11 protein-coding genes are annotated in these 17,759 nt (G+C 45.3%); 4 read left to right on the top strand and 7 right to left on the bottom strand.

Annotation, left to right across the window (positions count from 1 at the left end):
* Positions 1-29: 29 nt before the first annotated feature.
* The 6 genes from ABWT76_RS16350 to ABWT76_RS16325 form a co-directional block, all read right to left on the bottom strand.
* Positions 30-752, bottom strand: a complete 723-nt coding sequence (locus ABWT76_RS16350; RefSeq protein WP_054469152.1) for a hypothetical protein — start codon at positions 750-752, stop codon at positions 30-32.
* A gap of 29 nt (positions 753-781) precedes the next feature.
* A complete protein-coding gene (locus ABWT76_RS16345; RefSeq protein WP_054469153.1) occupies positions 782-2,677 on the bottom strand; it encodes an iron uptake porin in 1,896 nt (631 codons plus the stop codon).
* A 59-nt stretch (positions 2,678-2,736) separates the two neighbouring features.
* Positions 2,737-3,732, bottom strand: a complete 996-nt coding sequence (locus tag ABWT76_RS16340) for a pentapeptide repeat-containing protein (RefSeq protein ID WP_054469154.1) — start codon at positions 3,730-3,732, stop codon at positions 2,737-2,739.
* 236 nt (positions 3,733-3,968) lie between these two features.
* Positions 3,969-5,759 carry a hypothetical protein gene (locus ABWT76_RS16335; RefSeq protein WP_354634651.1) on the bottom strand — a complete coding sequence of 597 codons (1,791 nt, stop codon included), beginning with the start codon at positions 5,757-5,759 and terminating at the stop codon, positions 3,969-3,971.
* A gap of 939 nt (positions 5,760-6,698) precedes the next feature.
* Positions 6,699-7,283 (bottom strand): PAP/fibrillin family protein, encoded by a 585-nt coding sequence (locus tag ABWT76_RS16330; RefSeq protein WP_054469156.1) that lies wholly within the window; start codon positions 7,281-7,283, stop codon positions 6,699-6,701.
* 253 nt (positions 7,284-7,536) lie between these two features.
* The gene (locus ABWT76_RS16325) at positions 7,537-9,144 is read right to left on the bottom strand and encodes a choline dehydrogenase (protein WP_354634650.1); all 1,608 of its coding nucleotides are present in this window, start codon (positions 9,142-9,144) and stop codon (positions 7,537-7,539) included.
* Between the two features lie 155 nt (positions 9,145-9,299).
* Here ABWT76_RS16325 and ABWT76_RS16320 point away from each other — a divergent pair, with 155 nt between their 5' ends.
* Complete coding sequence (locus ABWT76_RS16320; RefSeq protein ID WP_054469158.1) at positions 9,300-10,424, top strand: XdhC family protein; 1,125 nt, start codon at positions 9,300-9,302, stop codon at positions 10,422-10,424.
* A 290-nt stretch (positions 10,425-10,714) separates the two neighbouring features.
* Here the strand turns inward: ABWT76_RS16320 and ABWT76_RS16315 are convergent, their stop codons facing one another.
* Positions 10,715-13,774, bottom strand: coding sequence for an SBBP repeat-containing protein (locus tag ABWT76_RS16315; RefSeq protein WP_190880308.1), 3,060 nt, complete (start codon positions 13,772-13,774; stop codon positions 10,715-10,717).
* 53 nt (positions 13,775-13,827) lie between these two features.
* Here ABWT76_RS16315 and ABWT76_RS16310 point away from each other — a divergent pair, with 53 nt between their 5' ends.
* From ABWT76_RS16310 to ABWT76_RS16300, 3 genes are all read left to right on the top strand, one after another.
* Positions 13,828-13,968, top strand: coding sequence for a hypothetical protein (locus tag ABWT76_RS16310; RefSeq protein WP_190880310.1), 141 nt, complete (start codon positions 13,828-13,830; stop codon positions 13,966-13,968).
* A 523-nt stretch (positions 13,969-14,491) separates the two neighbouring features.
* Positions 14,492-16,588 (top strand): sodium:proton antiporter, encoded by a 2,097-nt coding sequence (locus ABWT76_RS16305; protein WP_054469160.1) that lies wholly within the window; start codon positions 14,492-14,494, stop codon positions 16,586-16,588.
* Positions 16,589-16,852: 264 nt separating this feature from the next.
* A complete protein-coding gene (locus ABWT76_RS16300; protein WP_054469161.1) occupies positions 16,853-17,677 on the top strand; it encodes a DUF2993 domain-containing protein in 825 nt (274 codons plus the stop codon).
* Positions 17,678-17,759 lie beyond the last annotated feature (82 nt).

The raw sequence follows: 17,759 nt of genomic DNA, 5'->3' as shown, positions 1-17,759 counted from the left end.
GGATAGGGATTTCTGGTCAGGGCAAAAAATTAGCGATCGCTCGGTAAACCAATGGATAAACTTGCCCGACCGGAGACGACATCATCATCATCATTTAGGTCATTTGCCCCTTCAACAGTCGTGCGCGGCAGTTGAATAAAAATTGACCGACTCGGATCGTTGGGATCGACAATTAAGAATACCGCACTGACATCATTTCCTTTATTACTAAAACCAGCGTTATATTGTCTGACTTCGTTGTTAAAAGTCAAAGTTCCGCTGCCACTGCTGACCGTTCCATTGACGGTAATGGTGCCGGTGCGTTGGTCGGAATTTGGTTGACTATTGGTGAAGCTTAAATTCACCCCTTCGCCAATCAAAGTGGTGTTCAAAAATGTGCCGATATTGTTATCTTTAAAGTCACTGACCGTTAAAGTTCCAGCGATTCCTTGTAACACGGGAATGGATATGGTATCAAAGGCAATGCCTTGAATGATTTGGGTGGTATCATCGGCACCAAAGGCATTTTCGACGCCATTTAAGGCGGAGTCGAGAAAGTCACCAAAGCCAAATTTTGGTCTTCTTTCTTCTTCAAAAAAAGAAGGTTTGATGCGACGGCGCGGGGCTGCTTGGCTGTCCGTTGCTTGGGCAATTATTTGCTCTGATGGTTCAGAGGATTGGGCATGAGCAGCCCCTATTCCTGATAAGTTCAGGTTTAAACCCAGACAGGCCGAAAATATGAAAATTGCGGGAATTTGTTTTAGTAGCCACATATTATTTACCGAAGGATTGGGCAGAAAAATTAAAAGCGAAATGTGGTACGAAGGGCGCCCACATAGATATTGTTATTATCTTCGATATTTCCTGGGTTTGTCACCATGAAGAAGCCCGGAGTAATGGTCACTTTGTCATTGATTTTGAAGCGATAAAAGGCTTCAATGTGATAAGATTGCCCTTGATCCGCTAACCCTGACGAAATATCAAAGTCATCATATTCGACTAATTTCGGTGGTTGACCAAACATGACCGCGAGTAAGTCCCCATCTCGGCCAAAGGTATCGGACAAACCCAAGGCAAACATATAATTAGTGCTGACGGCATAAGCATCAGTTTCCATGCCGTGAGTGCCCACGATACCGCCCCAGGTGGAGAAAGTCAGGTCGTCTAATACCCGCCATTGTAAGGTGCCACTGGCGGCATAAATGCGCGATCGCTGATTGATAAAGCCCGAAGCATCGGCGATCGCACTGCCGGTAAAGGTATTTAATCGCCCATCTTCAGAATACCCATAAACAAAAGTCAGACCAGTGAGTACCCGGTCAAAGGGTAAGAGTAAAAACTGCAATCCTAGGGCATTACTATCCGCATTACCAAAACCTTTCAGGGGATTGCCCGTTCCTTGGGTGCCGTAAGCCATTTGCAAGCGAAATCGCTGACTGATCAACCAGTCAAATCCCACCCCAGCATCTAAATCGCCAATTTTAAACACGGGGTTGGCTTCCCCAAAGCGGGAAATTGCCCCCCGTCCATTGTCAAAATAAGGGGAGTTGGTGGTTAAAACCGTGGCAAGGCTAAACCCTACGGGTCTAAAAGTGGTAACAAAGCGATCGCCCAAAGCCATACGATATTCCACCATTGACAACTGAATATTTTTATCCGTATCTGCTTGATAAGACAGCAACGCGGGGGCAGTATTTAACACTTGAGGACTGGCAAAACCCAAGTCATCAAAGTTGCCAGCGGCCATTTCTACCCGTAAGCGGTCTTTGCCGCTAAACGTCGAAACCGTTTGCAAGCGGACTAAGCTATGAAAAGCCGTTTGTGCATCTCCCGTCCCCGGAGGGTCGCCCCCAAAGGCGCTTGCTAGACCAAAAATCGCCTCACCACCAAACACCGTCACCGACTGATTGACTTTATTTGCTTCTAATTCAGCGGTGCGAACTTCCAAATTATCGATGCGAGCTCGCAATTGGCCTAATTCTGTGGCAAATTCCGTCTGTAAACGCTGTAATTGGGCTAAATCTTCGCCGGTGATATCGGATTTTTTAGCTTCGATTTGTTGTTGAATTGCGGTTAAACAAGCATCTAAACTGGCAGCAAATTCATAACGAGTCATGGCGCGATCGCCCCGATAAGTGCGATCGCCATAAGCCAACAAACAATCGTAACGTTCCGCCAAAGATTCCAAAGCACTATAAGCCCAATCATTCGGGAAAACATCCGCCAAATCAAACACTGAATTCACCTTTTCCAAAGGTTCTGACTCTTGCAGAGATTGATTAATGGGGCTGTATTCCTCGATTTGCTGCAAAACCTCATTGACGTTAGTTGTTGGTTGTTGGTTGTTGGTTGTTGGGGTTGTTGGGGTTGTTGGGGTTGCGGGGGTGACGGAAATGGGACTGGGGTTAATGGACTCTACCCGGTTTTTGGGGATGCCCGCATCAATCCGATCAATTTCCAGGGGTGGTTGATTCGTGGGGCTGGAGGGATTTTGGGAAATTAATCCCAATTCTAATCCCCATTCGCTAAATGAAGCCGGATCGAACTGTGGCTTATGGCGATCGGCAACATCTCGATCCCCCCTAGCCCCCCTTAAAAAGGGGGAGACCGGATCGCTTTCTGCCGCATTCACGAATCCCCCATAAAGCATTAACACAGAAAGGCCACACAAAAAATACTTGGCATAATTGGCCAACATAATACTTATCCTCACACAATATTCGTGATGGAAAAGGCTATTGACAACTCGAAAATGTTTTAATCATTCATATCCCCATTAGGCATCATGGCACCTTCAAGGTTTGCACCTGTTAAATTGGCCATACTGAGTTCTGCTCTTAACAGAGTGGCTTTCCTTAAATTTGCGTCACTAAGGTTGGTTTTGGCAAAATAAACTTCTAGTAGATCCGCCTCAGTGAGATTCGCTCCCGTCAAATTGGTTCGAGTTAAGTTAGCCCGAGTTAAATTAGCCTTAGTTAAATTTGCGCCTACCAAAGTTGCTTTGTCAAGTTTCGCATCTGGTAATATTGACCCACTGAGATTCGCCCTGGTCAGGTCGGACTCCGTAAGGATCGCCCGTTCCATCTGCACTTCAATCATCAACGCATCAAAGGCGATCGCGTGAGTTAAATTCGTTTCCGTTAGCAATGCCCGCGTTAAATTAGCCTCTTGGATTTTCACCTGAGTCAGGTTTGCCCCTCGCAGGTTTGTTTCCATCAAATTTGCCCCGCGCAAATCCGCCCTGGTGAGGTCAGCCCCCGCCAAATTCACCCCCCGCAGGTCTGCCCCGCGCAAGTCTGCCCCGCGTAAGTCTGCGGCAGCATAAGCGCGTCGTTCATAACGCAGATTTGCCCCACGCAAGCAAGCCCCGCGCAAGCAAGCCCCACTCAAATTTACATTGCGTAAATCTGCCCCAATCAAATTAGTATCCAACAACACCGCCAAAGACAGATTCGCCTTGCGTAAATCTGCCCCTTGCAACGTCGCCCCATGCAAATCCGCATCACTTAAATTGGCATTGCGTAAATCCGCCTGATTCAGATTCGCCCCAGCCATTTTTGTATGGGTTAAATTTGCCCCATACAAATTCACCCGACTTAAATATCCGAAAATCAGATTTGCCGCATTCAAGTCTGCTTGACTCAAATTCACCCCAATTAAATCAGCCCCTTGCAAGTGGGCATTCCGTAGAGAAACTCCTTTAAAGTCAGTTTCTCCCGCTTGATATCGTCTCAGAATTTCATTTCCTTCCATATTAGTTATTTGTTGTTAGTTGGTGGTTGGTGGTTGGTGGTTATTGGTTGGTGGCTAAGGATTCTTTTGTTGTTGGTTGTTGGTTGGTGGTTGGTGGTTATTGGTTGGTGGTTAATTCTTGACAAACGGCCAACATTAAGAACAAACAACAACCAACAAACCAAGAATCCCTACCCAAAAAATCCCTACCCAAAGAATCCCTACCCAAAGAATCCCTACCCAACAACAACCAACAATCATCCATCAACAATATAATTAAATTCGTGACTCCAAACCAGAGATTTACTGCCAGTTTGTCGCCAGTGGACTTTTACCTTATTAATAGATGTAATCTCCAAAGGCGATAAATGTTTTTGTACCAAATTAATGCTGGCTTTTTGGTTGGGTTCTTTTTCTGATTCCAAAACAATGTGCAGACAATCCTGTTTAATCGCAGCCAACGTATGAATCCCCCGACCTTTAAGGGTCTGATTCATCAAAACCGCGATCGCTTTAGTATTTCCTTCTTTTGCTAATTGGATTGTCTTCTCTTGGGCAGCATCGTGACTATCCGCACTATCCGCTAAATTAGCTTCGCGATCGCCGATTCGCGGTTGGCTGGTGGTGGGGGCTGACGGAGTTAAATCGGGCATTTCTCCCTGCTGCATTTGACTCAGTAAATCCAGATACTTAAAGGTTTTTTCTTGGATTTGCACAATCATATTTTTGAGGCTATTATACTTTAAGGATGAAGCGGTAAAAACTGGTTGATCTTGTAAGCGATCGTCTAAGAAATTTTCCAATTCACTTAAGCTATTTTCCATCTCTTCTCCTAACCGATGGACTTGACTATTTACTAAAGCGGTAATTTCTTCTTCTAAACTCAGACGACGCTTGAGAGATTCCGTGATTTTTGCCGTGTTTTTACTGGCAAAAATGGGGGCATTTGCTTCAGCATAATGCCTCAATTGCTCACCATAATTTTTTTCTGCCAAATCACCTACAAAATCCCTCTTACCGGACAAATGATCAGAAATACTGGTGTGCAATTCAGGAATTGTGATCTCATCTTCCGAAGCATAAACTTGTCCGAGATGGTGGTAATCTAACTGCGGAAATTCACCCATTGAAGCAAAAGATTCAATCGGTTTTTCGGGAAAAATTGACCCGTTATTTAAGGTATTTAAGGATGCGATGTCTTGCTCATTTTCGGGTTGAATAAACTCAACCATATTTAATGATTTGTGATTCTCTTTTGCAGGATATTCCGGCAGATAATTAGTCACGTTTACCGTTAATTGTTCACTTCCCTGAGTCTGAAAAAATTGTGAAGCATTTTTTTCATAAAGCGGACTCAGATACTTAACGATCGCACTAGCTACTTGGATATTTTCATTCTTATTCTCAAAATTTTTAGCGGTTTTATAAAGCTGATTTTCTAAATCTTTTTGGCGGGTACACTGCCGCAAAAGTTTCTCCAGCAACTCATCTAACCGATACTTTTTCAACGCTAACCAGTCGGACTCACTAAAAGTAAATACATGATGAATTGCTGAAAAAATCAAAATTTTTACTCGCAGAGGATTAGTCCGTTGCACCAATTTCAACCGCACTTCAAACAAATCCTGCTTAACTTGCTTTTTATCCTCCACATCATATTTAGTCAAAATCTTAGGCTGATGACTGCCTAATCCATTATCCGTGGAGGAATCACTATTGAAAGAATTGCCCGTATTTGACAAAATTTCTGATGAGTTTAAATAAAGCGGAGCGATTTTTTGAATAATCTCACCAGAAACCGCTAAATACTCGACTTGCTTATTAATTTTACTACAAATATCTTTCAGTAAAGATTCTAACTGATATAAGTTATAATTTAACCCAAGAATTTCGCGAATCAATTCTTTCAGGTCTAACTCAGTTAATTTATTTTCATTAACTTCCCAATTGCCATACACCACGAAATAAAGTAGCTTTTTCATACGGGTAATATTCACGCTACTTTCTAAGTCTGCGGTAACTCGATCTAGATGAGATAAAGCATTCATTATACGATTCTCCCGAATCAACAAAATCCATCAGGTTTAATTTCGCGATTACCTTATTGGCATTGGCGAAGCCTTTGCTCATTCATATATCGGCGGGTTAACCTAAGTTCTGCCAGATTATGCTTCGCCATTACTCTTAATTTGGTTCAGCCTTGCCAATCTCCCATCACCTATTTTTATAATAGTAAATTGGCAATGAGCGAAATAGTTTTTTCAATAAATTCCAAGGAATAAGAGTGAAACCACACCAATTAAAATCTGGCAATTTTAATTTCACTTTAATTGAATATTTAACTTTAATTCGACAAGTAAAATTTACTTAAATTTTAATTAATTAATTAAGTGATTAAGGGGTTTTTCTCAATTTATTTTCATCTCCTGGCTTGGCTTAATTACAGGGTTAGACTTGTTTGGATCCGCTAAGTCAATTTTATTGCCAATTTCCGGCAAGGTTGGCAGGTTGGCCAGCCCCTACAGGACTCCCGCAGCGCGGCAAATCTCATCGAAGTTTCATAAAATAACTTTAACAAAATTTAACCACTCATTAACTGTTTGAAATAGTAAATTTATCATGGTACTGACTCTAGTATAGTTCACAAATTAACCGAAAGTCGAGAAATTGAAATCTTAAGAATTTTATCAGAGATTCATCGGCACAAAATCAGGTATATGACCCCTCTTTCTGCCAGTATCACCCTGCCAGTATCACCCTGCCCGCATCACCATTACTCCCAGGACTAACGCGATGCGGATATTCGGTCGCTTTCCTAGAGGAAAGGTCAATCGATCAATTCCTCCGGGATCATAGATCGAAGCTGCGTCAGTCCAGATTAGACAATTCTGGCTTTCCCAAGCTAAAAAGCCCCCCGCCCCCCCTTAAAAAGGGGGGCTGGGAGGATCCCCCATCTCGGTCTTTTGCAAGAAGTTTAATCTTGTTAATTAATCTTTTGTCAAAACAAATAAGTTACCGCGATGTCCCCGTCCGATGCGTAAATCTTCATCTAAATAGGTAATATCTAGCCAGTTGTCCTGATTTCGTTCATCAATAGGTAAATCCAGGGCAGTGATGGGATTACCAGACTCTATTTTATCGATAAGTTCTTCAGGAGATTGATAATCCAGCAAGTTTTGTAATCCAATAATCCACCGTTGGAATTTTACATCAACCCGCTTGTCGGAAACCGCCGTAAATTTGGCACTGACACAGATTAATCCAGATAAACCGGGTAATCCAGAAACCACTTCCGCAATATTATATAATTTGCCCGTTGCGGGACGAACAGATTGATAAATTTGACCCAACCGCACCAAAGGCGGCAGGTCAATAAATAATAAATTACTATTGGTGGTATAAATTAGCCGCCAGTCTCCGGCTAAAAGGTTACTTTCTATGGGTTGCGGGGTGGGATTTTCATCTTCTAAGTGGTCGATCGCATCTAAAATAATCTGTCGATCGCTCGATTGCGCGAGTAATCCCCGATTTCTGCCGGCGATCGCTTTTAAGAGTTGTGTTTTTGCACTCATTTTCGGTAGTTCCTTTACTGGTTGATTGTTACTGGTGGTTCGTTATTAGTTATTGGTTATTCGGGATAATCGCTCATCACAAATAACCAATAATTTTCCTCTGACTTACAGCAATTTTAAGAGTGAATAAACCACAAATATCTGTAGGGGCGAAGCATTCCGGCAGATAATCTATTGCTTAGAATATTAAATTGAGTACCGGAATGCTTCGCCCTGCCCTACCGTGGTTCAGTAATCTGAAAACCCCTATATGTCAAGAATTCAGAATCAAATCCGCTGCTTTTTCAGCGATCGCGATCGTGGGAGCATTCGTATTTCCACCGATAATTGTGGGCATAATCGAAGCATCCACCACCCGCAATCCTTCAATTCCTCGGACTTGTAATCGCGAATTGACCACAGCCATTGTGTCGTTTCCCATTTTACAAGTTCCAACGGGATGATACACAGTTTGTGTCGTTTCCCGAATATAATCACGAATTTGCTGATGATATTCCTGGGTAGACTCAAGTTTTGGCAGGGGAACTTTACTGGGAAAAATTGCTGAACCTCGCCAAGGCTCAAATGCGGATGCTTGGAATATTTTATCAGCAAGTTGCAGCCCACGGATCATCACCTGCCAATCCGCTTCAACGCTTAAATAATTCGGTTCAATGAGCGGTGGTTGCAAAGGATTGGGCGATCGCAACTGAATATAACCCCGACTGTGGGGACGCAGTTGTGTCACCCCCAAAGTTAAGGCGTGATTTTCCCATTTAGTAAACCCATGATTGCAAAAAAATGCCGGGGCAAAATGAAATTGTAAATCAGGAATCGCCAAATCAACTTGACTTTTGACAAAACCACCTGCCTCCGCCACACTTGAGGTCAAAGACCCGGTTTTGAACCATAAATACTTGAGTAAATTTACCAAGTTATTGGCACCTTTTAACGTCACTGGTTTCCGGCATTCATAGAAAACCCCGGTAATTAAATGGTCTTGCAAATTTTGGCCAACTCCTGGTAAATCTAGCACCACAGGAATGCCTAAATTTTGCAAATGATTGCCGGGGCCAATTCCCGATAACATGAGTAACTGAGGCGAGTTAATCGCTCCCCCAGATAAAATTACTTCTTTGCCACTTTTTACCTGACGTTTTTCTTGTCCATTGGCTAAATATTCTAATCCGACAATGCGCCGGTGTTCAAATAATAACCGAGTCACCGTTGCCTCTAGGCAAATGGTTAAATTAGTTCGCGATAAATAAGGCTTTAAATAAGGCTTTAAATAAGCCGATGCCGCACTATGTCGTTGGCCATTTTTTTGGGTAACTTGATAAAACCCAAACCCTTCAGGTTCGGCAACATTAAAATCTTCAATAATTGGCCATCCGCTTTCTTTTCCGGCTTGGATAAAAACATGAGAAAGACGATTAATGGTGCGTAAATTAGCCACATTCAGATGCCCGCCTATGCCATGATATTCTGATGCTCCATTTTCTTGGTTTTCGGCTTTTTTGAAATAGGGCAATAAGTCGCTGTAACCCCAACCAGGATTGCCTAATTTTTGCCAGCGATCGTAGTCATATCGATGACCGCGAATATACAACATGGCATTAATAGAACTAGAACCCCCCAAGACTTTGCCCCGAGGCCAAAATAAAGGGCGGTGGTTAAGTTGGGCTTGGGGTTCGGTTTCATAAGCCCAATCTAATGGGGTTTTAAATAGTTTAGCAAAAGCTGCCGGAATTTGAATAGCGGATAGACGATCGCTCATTCCCGCTTCTAGTAAAAGTACCTGATTCTTGGGGTTAGCACTGAGACGGTTTGCCAATACACAACCAGCAGAACCAGCCCCAACAATTATGTAGTCATAAATCATAAAAATTGTTTTCCCACAATTTTGCTGCTTTTTCCGATATACTGGAAAATCAATATCTATTTTAATAACAAAAAGTGGCAAATATTGTTCAAAAATTTCTAATTTTTATCGATTAAATATTTATCAGCAATCAAGGCTAAGTATGGCGCAGTAAAATGAAAGAGGTGATTCAAGAGATTCAGCATTGGTTTGCCCAAGGGCATGAAGTGGCGATTGCTACAGTGGTGGCAAAGGAAGGTTCCAGCCCCAGGGAACTCGGCGCGGTTTTGGTGGTGAATGATGCCGGTGAAGTGGCGGGATCCGTGAGTGGCGGCTGTGTGGAGTCCGCAGTGGTGGATGAGGCGATCGCCTGTCTCGCAGATGGTATTCCGCGACTATTGAATTATGGCATTACCGATGAATTGGGTTTAGCGGTGGGGTTGACCTGCGGGGGAACGACTGATATTTTTGTCGATCGCCTCAAACCGGGGTTATTTTTTGACCGCTTAGTGGCAGCTATCCAAAATCAGTCCGCTTTTGCCCTTTGTACGGCGGTCAGCGGCCCAAATATCGGGGCAAAAATGTTGATTTTTGGTGACTCCAGCCAACCGCCAATCGCTTCTTTGGGCAATTCCGCCTGGGATTTTTTGGTTTCTCAGGACGCCAAAGTATTTTTAACCAAAGGACTGACTCAGTTGCGTGATTACGGCAACTTAGAAGAATGCGATCCAGGAGAAACCCCATCTACACAAGCTACACAAGTTTTTATTCAAAGTTTTCTCCCCCCACCGCGTCTAATTATTATTGGGGCGATCGACTTTAGCAGCGCCTTATGTCAGGTGGGCAAATTGTTGGGCTATCATGTCACCATTTGCGACGCCCGATCGCGCTTTGCCACCGTTGCCCGGTTTCCCCAAGCTGACCAAGTAGAAATCGAATGGCCGCATCATTATATAGAAAGCATAGAAAGCACGGCGATTGATTCCCGCACCGCGATCGTGGTTTTAACCCATGACCCCAAATTTGATATTCCCGCATTGCGGGCAGCAGTCCGCACCAATGCCGGATATATCGGGGCGATCGGCAGCCGTCGCACTCACAGCGATCGCGTCCGGCGCCTTCAGGAAATCGGCATGGATCCGGCTGATATGGCTCGGATTAGTTCCCCCATTGGCTTAGACATTGGGGCAAATACTCCAGAAGAAACGGCCATTTCTATTTTTGCCGAAATCATTGCCTTACGTTCTGGTCGTGAAGGGGGAAGACTCACCGGAGGAAATCAGCCGATTCATCCCCGGTAATTTTTGATTTATTTAAACGGAAATAAATCTAGAAATTGGGTTTCGTTCCAAGGGTCCAACCTACAGATTGCACTACAGATTGCACCCACCGCACTTATTCATGTGAGAATGGCCCGCGCATTCCGGTAATGGGTTATGGCTTAAAAGCGATAAACCCTTAGCCGTAATGCGCGGGCCCCTACGTGATTCATATAAACCCTGTAGGGGCGAAGCAAAAGCGCCCAAATCTCTCAATGAAACGGAAAGACTGGTACGCTTTTGCTTCGCCCTTTATCGCAGGATAGCACTAATCAGAAGATAAAATCTTCCTGAGTAATCAAACTGGCATCAATGCCGGTGAGAGTGGCTAACAAATTAGCGCCCAGATTGATTAAAGTTCCGTCGGTGCCGGGGAGAATGGTTAATTGCTCGAAAGTCAAATCACCGGCTAACTGGAGCATATCGGTGCCATCGACAAAATCCGTAATTACATCGCTGCCGGAACCGGAAGCCAAAACGAAAACATCGCTGCCATTGACACCTGTGAGGGTATCATTACCGCCATTGCCATTGAGGGTGTCGTTGCCCTCGTAGCCCAATAAAACCTCATTGCCAATCCCTCCAGTGAGGCGATCGTCCGCTTCGCTACCCGAAATTTCCACAGGTGCCTGGAGTGCATTGTGGCTCAGTTTGGCTACCCAAGCGTCACGGAAACCAGCATTGGGGCCGCCCAAATCGCCATAGGTGCTTGCCGTCAGATAGAGGTTGCCCGTGTCATCTAACGCCACATCTGCGGAGGCATTCCTAGTCCCAGTCCCGAACTGCTGCCGCCAAATTTGGTTCCCTTCTGGGTCGTACTTGGCGACCCAGCGGTCATTGGTCAAATCACTAGAGCCGCCTAAATACTTTTCGGTTTTTCCGGTTAAATAGACATTGCCCGCCGCATCGACCCTCACGTCATTGGAGGAGTCGTAAGTATTAGTCCCGAACTGCTGCAACCATAGCTGATTGCCCTGTGGGTCGTATTTGGCTACCCAGGCGTCAACGTCACCAAGACCAGTGCCGCCCAAATTGCCAGATGTCTCTCCCGTCAGGTAAACATTGCCGGTGCTATCTACCGCCACGTCAAAGGAGGAGTCAATAAAATTAGTCCCAAACTGCTGCAACCAAAGTTGGTTGCCCGACGAGTCGTACTTGGCTATCCAGGCGTCCTCGTCACCAGCATTGGCGCCGCCCAAATCGCCCAGTGTTCCTCCTGTCAGGTAAACATTGTCCCCAGCATCGACGGTTACGCCACCTGAGTAGTCGTAAAAATTAGTCCCGAACTGCTGCAACCAAATTTGGTTGCCCTGTGGGTCGTATTTGGCTACCCAGGCGTCATTGCCACCAGCAGTGGCGCCGCCCAAATCGCTCAGTGTGACTCCCGTCAGGTAGACGTTGCCTGCACTATCTACCGTTATATCACCGTAGAATTGGTAGGTGTTAGTCCCGAACTGCTGTAACCACAGTTGGTTGCCTTCTGGGTCGTATTTGGTTATCCAGACTTCAGTGCTAGGAAAATTGACGTGACCCATCAGGTAGACGTTGCCTGTATCATCCACCGCCACGCCATTGGAGTAGTCGTCAGTATTAGTCCCGAACTGCTGCAACCATAGCTGATTACCCTGTGAGTCGTATTTGGCTACCCAGGCGTCATTATTTCCGGCATTAGCGCCGCCCAAATCGCCCAGTGTGCTTCCCGTCAGGTAAATATTGCCGGTGCTATCTACTGCCACGCCATGAGACAAGTCGTCATTATTACTCCCGAACTGGCGAATCCATTCGATTTCTAGTGGCTCGTTAGGATTAGCGCTTACAGTCAGGTTGGCGGTGGCTGGAGTGGCGGCATAGTTCATGCCGTCATAGCCATTCCAGGTGAAACTGGTTTGGCCGGTGAAACCGAATGTGGGGATAAATTTCAGGTTTTCTAATTGGCTGGTTTCAATTTCTTGATTTTCCGTGACGGGGTTGCCATTGAGGGTTAAACTGCCGTTTTCTGGTAGGGAGGTGATTTGCACTTTTACCAGGCTGTCGCCGTTGCTGTCGGTAAAGGCTTGAAGAAAATTTTCTGCGGTGAACGTTATTTGGGGATTTTCTTTTCCTTCTACGCTGATATCGGACAGTTCGGGGGCATTGTTCGGTAGCAGTTGCGCTAACCAAGCATCAGTCCCCCCAGAGTTTTGGGTAAAAGCGCCATCAGTCCATCCGCCTATATATAGTTTCCCCGGTTCGCCTACGGCTACCCCAAAGGCTAGATCCTCCCCGGCGGTGCCTAACTGTCGTTTCCACAGGAGGTTGCCGTCGCTGTTGTATTCGGCGGCCCAGGCGTCATTGTTTCCGGCATTCGGGCTGGCTAAGTCTCCCCAGGTGTTGCCAGTCAGGTAGATGCGGTCTTCGCTGTCGATGGTTAGGTCTAGGGCGCCTTCGGAACCGGCAGAACCTAGCTGTTGCATCCAAAGTTGGTTGCCGTTGGGGTCGTATTTGGCCATCCAAGCATCAAAAGACCCTTGGTTTTCTGATGACATTGCCCCCTCGGTCCATCCGGTGAGGTAAATGTTGCCTTGGCTGTCTGTGGCGATGCCTTTGGCTTGGTCTTCGCTGGGGGTGCCGATTTGTTGTCCCCAAATTTGATTGCCGTTGCGGTCATATTTGGCAATCCAAGCGTCCCAGTTGCCTGCGTTGGGGGCGAATAAGTTGCCTTGGGTGTATCCGGCAAGATAGGCGTTGCCTTGGTTGTCAACGGCGATCGCATAGCTGTGGTCTTCTTCCGGGGTGCCGATTTGTTTTGCCCAGACTTGATTGCCGTTGCTGTCGTATTGGGCGATCCAAGCGTCCCATTTCCCGGCGTTGCTGCCCGCTAGGTTGCCCCAGGTGGCACCTGTGAGGTAAGTGTTGCCCGCGTTGTCTGTGGCGGTGCTGCTGCTTTCGTCGGTGGTGGCGGAACCGAGTTGCTGGATCCAGAGTTGGTTGCCGTTGCTGTCGTATTTGCCAATCCAAGCGTCCCAGTCTCCGGCAGAGTTTTTGCCTAATATGCCTTTGGTGGTTCCGGTGAGGTAGATGTTGCCTGCGCTGTCTGTGTTCATTTTGTAGGCGCGATCGCCCTCACTGGTTCCTAGCTGTTTGGTCCAGAGTTGGTTGCCGCTGGTGTCGTATTTCGCTAACCAAGCGTCATCGATTCCGGCGTTGCTGCTGCCCAGGTCGCCGAAGGTTAGTCCAGCCATATAAATCCCACCGAGGCGATCGGCGGCAATGCTAAAAGCGTAGTCATCCCCTTGGCTGCCTAGTTGTTGCGTCCATTGGGTTCGATAGTTTCCACCCTGTTGATCTGGCATAAGTTTTATCCTGAAATATCAAAACAGCACGCTTCAGTGTTACAGATGTATCGATGAGCGTTCCTGAGTATGTATATTCAATTATTGGCAAAATTTTTTGGCTTTGTGTAGCGATCGCGCCTTGGTTGTTTGCCTTTGGTGACATGGGTTTGGGCAATGAATGGGATCACCGAATTCAGTCAAATAATCTATGAAAAATAGATCATAAATCTATCATAAATTTATTGGTAATCTATCATAAATATATGATAAATTGATCGTAAATCAAAAAAATCTGACCTTAATGCATTCATCGGTTCTTATAACCTTCAATGTACTCGCAATGTTTAATTAACAAAAGTTAACCCAGAAACCGGGTTTCTTAATTAAAGTTCTGCCCGGATGCAAAAGCCTGCCCCCGTGAAGACGGGGGTTAACTCAGAAACTCGGTTTCTTACTTAACAAAAGTTAACCCAGAAACCCGTTTTCTTGCTTGCATTCAGAAGTTAACCCACAGGTCGCGGTTTCTTCTTGACTGCTTTCTGGGTTGGCAGAAACCCGGTTTCTTACTTAAATTATTCTAAAAGGATGTACCTTGGTCTTTAAAGCGTCTCACCAAGCGTCATCCGTCATCTTATGATTGACCACCGGACTGAATCGCCAATCAAGAATATTCTTGATTAGCCCTGACCATGAGACGTTTAGCCGGTGTGCGATCGCCCTAAACAAACCTCGCCTATGGAAATGCCTTTTAACATTACCCTGCTGATGGTGATTACCGTCATGGCAGGCATTACAGCCCAAGTGTTCGGTGACTACCTGAAAGTTCCGAGCATTGTTTTTCTATTGTTGTTTGGGATTTTGCTCGGCCCCGATGGTTTTGGCTGGCTGAATCCTCACCTGTTGGGAAATGGCCTAGAAGTAATTGTCTCTCTTTCCGTGGCCTTAATCCTCTTTGAAGGTGGACTCAACCTGGAATTACGGGAACTGGGAAAAGTTTCTGGCAGTTTGCGAAATTTGGTCAGTATCGGCACCTTAATCAGCTTAATCGGTGGGGGCTTTGCCGCCTATACCTTTGGGGAATTTCCCTGGCCATTAGCCTTTCTCTATGCTGCCTTAGTGGTGGTTACAGGGCCAACGGTAATTGGGCCATTACTCAAACAAGTTCAGGTCGATCGCCAAGTTGCCGCCTTGTTAGAAGGAGAAGGAGTTCTCATCGACCCAGTGGGGGCAATTCTCGCGGTCTTAGTGTTTGATGTCATCCTCAATGGCGATGCCGATCCCATTCGCTTGATTAGTGGGTTAACCATTCGCCTGGGTATTGGCAGTATCATCGGCGGTTTGGGCGGTTGGTTTCTCGGCTGGTTTCTCAAAAAGGCCAGTAATCTCTCGGAAGACCTGAAAAATTTAGTAGTCTTAGCCGGGTTATGGGGGCTTTATGGCTTGTCCCAATCCATTCGTGGCGAATCCGGGCTGATGGCTACGGTGATCGCGGGCATGGTGTTGAGTTCTGCCGATATCCCGGAAGTGCGGGCTTTACGGCGGTTTAAAGGACAATTGACCATCTTAGCGGTTTCGGTACTATTTATTTTGCTGGCGGCAGATTTGTCGTTAGAGAGTATCGTGGCTTTGGGTTGGGGCAGTGTGGTCACGGTCTTATTTTTGATGTTTGTAGTCAGACCAATTAATGTTTGGATTTGTACCATTAATAGTGGATTGAATTGGCGACAAAAGCTGTTTGTCAGTTGGATTGCCCCGAAAGGGATTGTTTCCGCATCCGTAGCTTCGTTGTTTTCCATTTTGCTGACCCAAAAAGGAATTAATGGCGGCGATGCGATTAAAGCTTTAGTCTTTTTAACCATTATTTTCACGGTGGTTTCTCAAGGACTAACGGCGCAGTTAGTAGCGAATTGGTTACAGTTAACTTCTACAAAAGCCAAGGGTGCGGTGATTGTCGGATCTAATCCCGTGAGTCGTTTAATTGCCCGGTTGTTTAAAGAACGCAATGAGTCCGTGGTGCTAATTGATACTAATCCAGAAGCCTATCAGGAGGCAAAACAGGAGGAGTTACGGGTATTGTTGAGCAGTGCTCTGGATGTTAAGGTGCTAGAAGAAGCGGGATTGGGTTCAATGGGCACTTTTCTGGCAATGACCAGTAATGCGGAGGTGAATTTGGTGTTAGCTCAAAGGGCTGTTGAAGAATTTCAGCCGCCGCGAGTTTTGGCGGTATTTCCCCAAAATAGCCCAAATAGCCCAAATAACCAAAATAGCCCAAATAGCCCAAATAGCCCAAATAGCCCAAATAGCCAAAATAACCCAAATAGCCAAAGTAGTCCAAATAATAAGAAGAGTTCCACCAATGGGAATAGCAAAATTCAACAGCCTTTTACAAATAATTTGTCTTTGAAGCTGTGGAATAAGTATTTAAGTAATGGTGAGGTGAAGTTGGGGGAAACGACCATGAAAGACCCCGGATTTGCGTTTCAGCAAGCGCATATGCAGGCGTTGATTCGCTCTGAGGAGTTGTTGCCGTTGTTGCGGGAACGGGAAGGACAGTTGCAGGTACATCCCGCTGCCGCATCTTGGCAAGTGGGCGATCGCATTATTTATTTATTGCATTCACCAAAACCAACACTGCTGCAACGGCTTTCTGGGGGTGTCCCCAACCAATCTCAGTCTAAGTTGACTATAGAAAAACTGCCGAAAGTGGAAGAAGTGCCGATGCCTTCTTCTGTATTACTAGAACTGGAGATTGCCGAAAAAACCAAAGAAGAAAAAGCCGCAAGTGAAAGTAATATTAACCCCCTGGATGAATTCAATTCTCTTAATGTTTGATCATTTGATCATTTGATTAAATGTCTAGCCTTTAGGGAATTTGTTGTCGGATAATCCTGAAAAATTAGCCGTAATTATGCTTCGATATTGTATTGGTGCCTTATTGGTGTGTTAAGAACGTCACCCCACTGGATTTGTTGGTTTGGCATTTTCATAATTGTAGCAAAATTAATTGAAGTTAAGATAAAATTATTAAATTAAAATCATGATATTTTTATTTGATAATTTTAATTATTATTAAACTTATTTAAATTACCCAAATATATGGATTTATTGACCATTTTATTATCAAGTTTTCTGACTATAGCTACTGCCCCTGGTTTGGTTGTGGATACGGTGGCGGAAAAGAATATTACCGAAAAACTTTATACCGTTGAAGAGTTGCAAGTCCGCGTTGATAATACCCCCAGTTATCAATTAATCCAAGGCCAAATCGATCGCGTGCGAATTGCCGCCCGAGGATTATATCCCATTCCGGCTATGCGGATTGATACTTTTGAGTTAGAAATGGATCCGATAGACGTGGATTTGGCTAATTTGCAGTTGGATGAGCCACAACGCCAGATTAAAGGGTTGCGTCGTCCTTTATTAGTGGCAATGCGATTTGTTTTCACTCAAGAGGATATTAACCAAGCCCTGAGTTCTCCTGAATTGGCGGATTATCTGGAAATTCTGACTTTAAGTTTATTTAATTCGGCGACTTTGCAAAGGGCAGCCTATCGATATCAATTGGTGAATCCACAAGTGGAGTTTTTAGGTAATAATCGGGTGAGATTTGAGACGGAACTCGCCGAACGCGGTTACAATGATCGGTTGAAACTGACGGTGGAAACAGGGGTGGAAATTGGCCAAGCATCGCAGCGAGTTCGTTTGATTTCTCCAGAAGTCAGAGTCAACGATCGCCCCGCCCCAGGGCAGTTTGTCAAAGGCTTAATCGCTGCGAGCGATCGCTTTAATCTAAGTCGCTTAGAAGACAATGGCATTCAATCACGGGTTTTACAATTGAAAGTAGATGGCGATCGCGTAGAAATGGCGCTATTTGTCAGGGTTGCCCCTGCTTCAGTGGGTTCGGAAGTTCCCGGTCGATAGAGTCATAGCGGATATCCTGACTGATGTCCTGACCGAATTGCCAGCGAATTGCCACCGAATTGCCACCGAATTGCGGACTTAG

The sequence above is a fragment of the Planktothricoides raciborskii GIHE-MW2 genome (assembly GCF_040564635.1).
Lineage (GTDB): Bacteria > Cyanobacteriota > Cyanobacteriia > Cyanobacteriales > Laspinemataceae > Planktothricoides > Planktothricoides raciborskii.
Note: the sequence above shows the minus strand (reverse complement) of the source record. Positions and strands in the feature narration are given on the sequence as shown.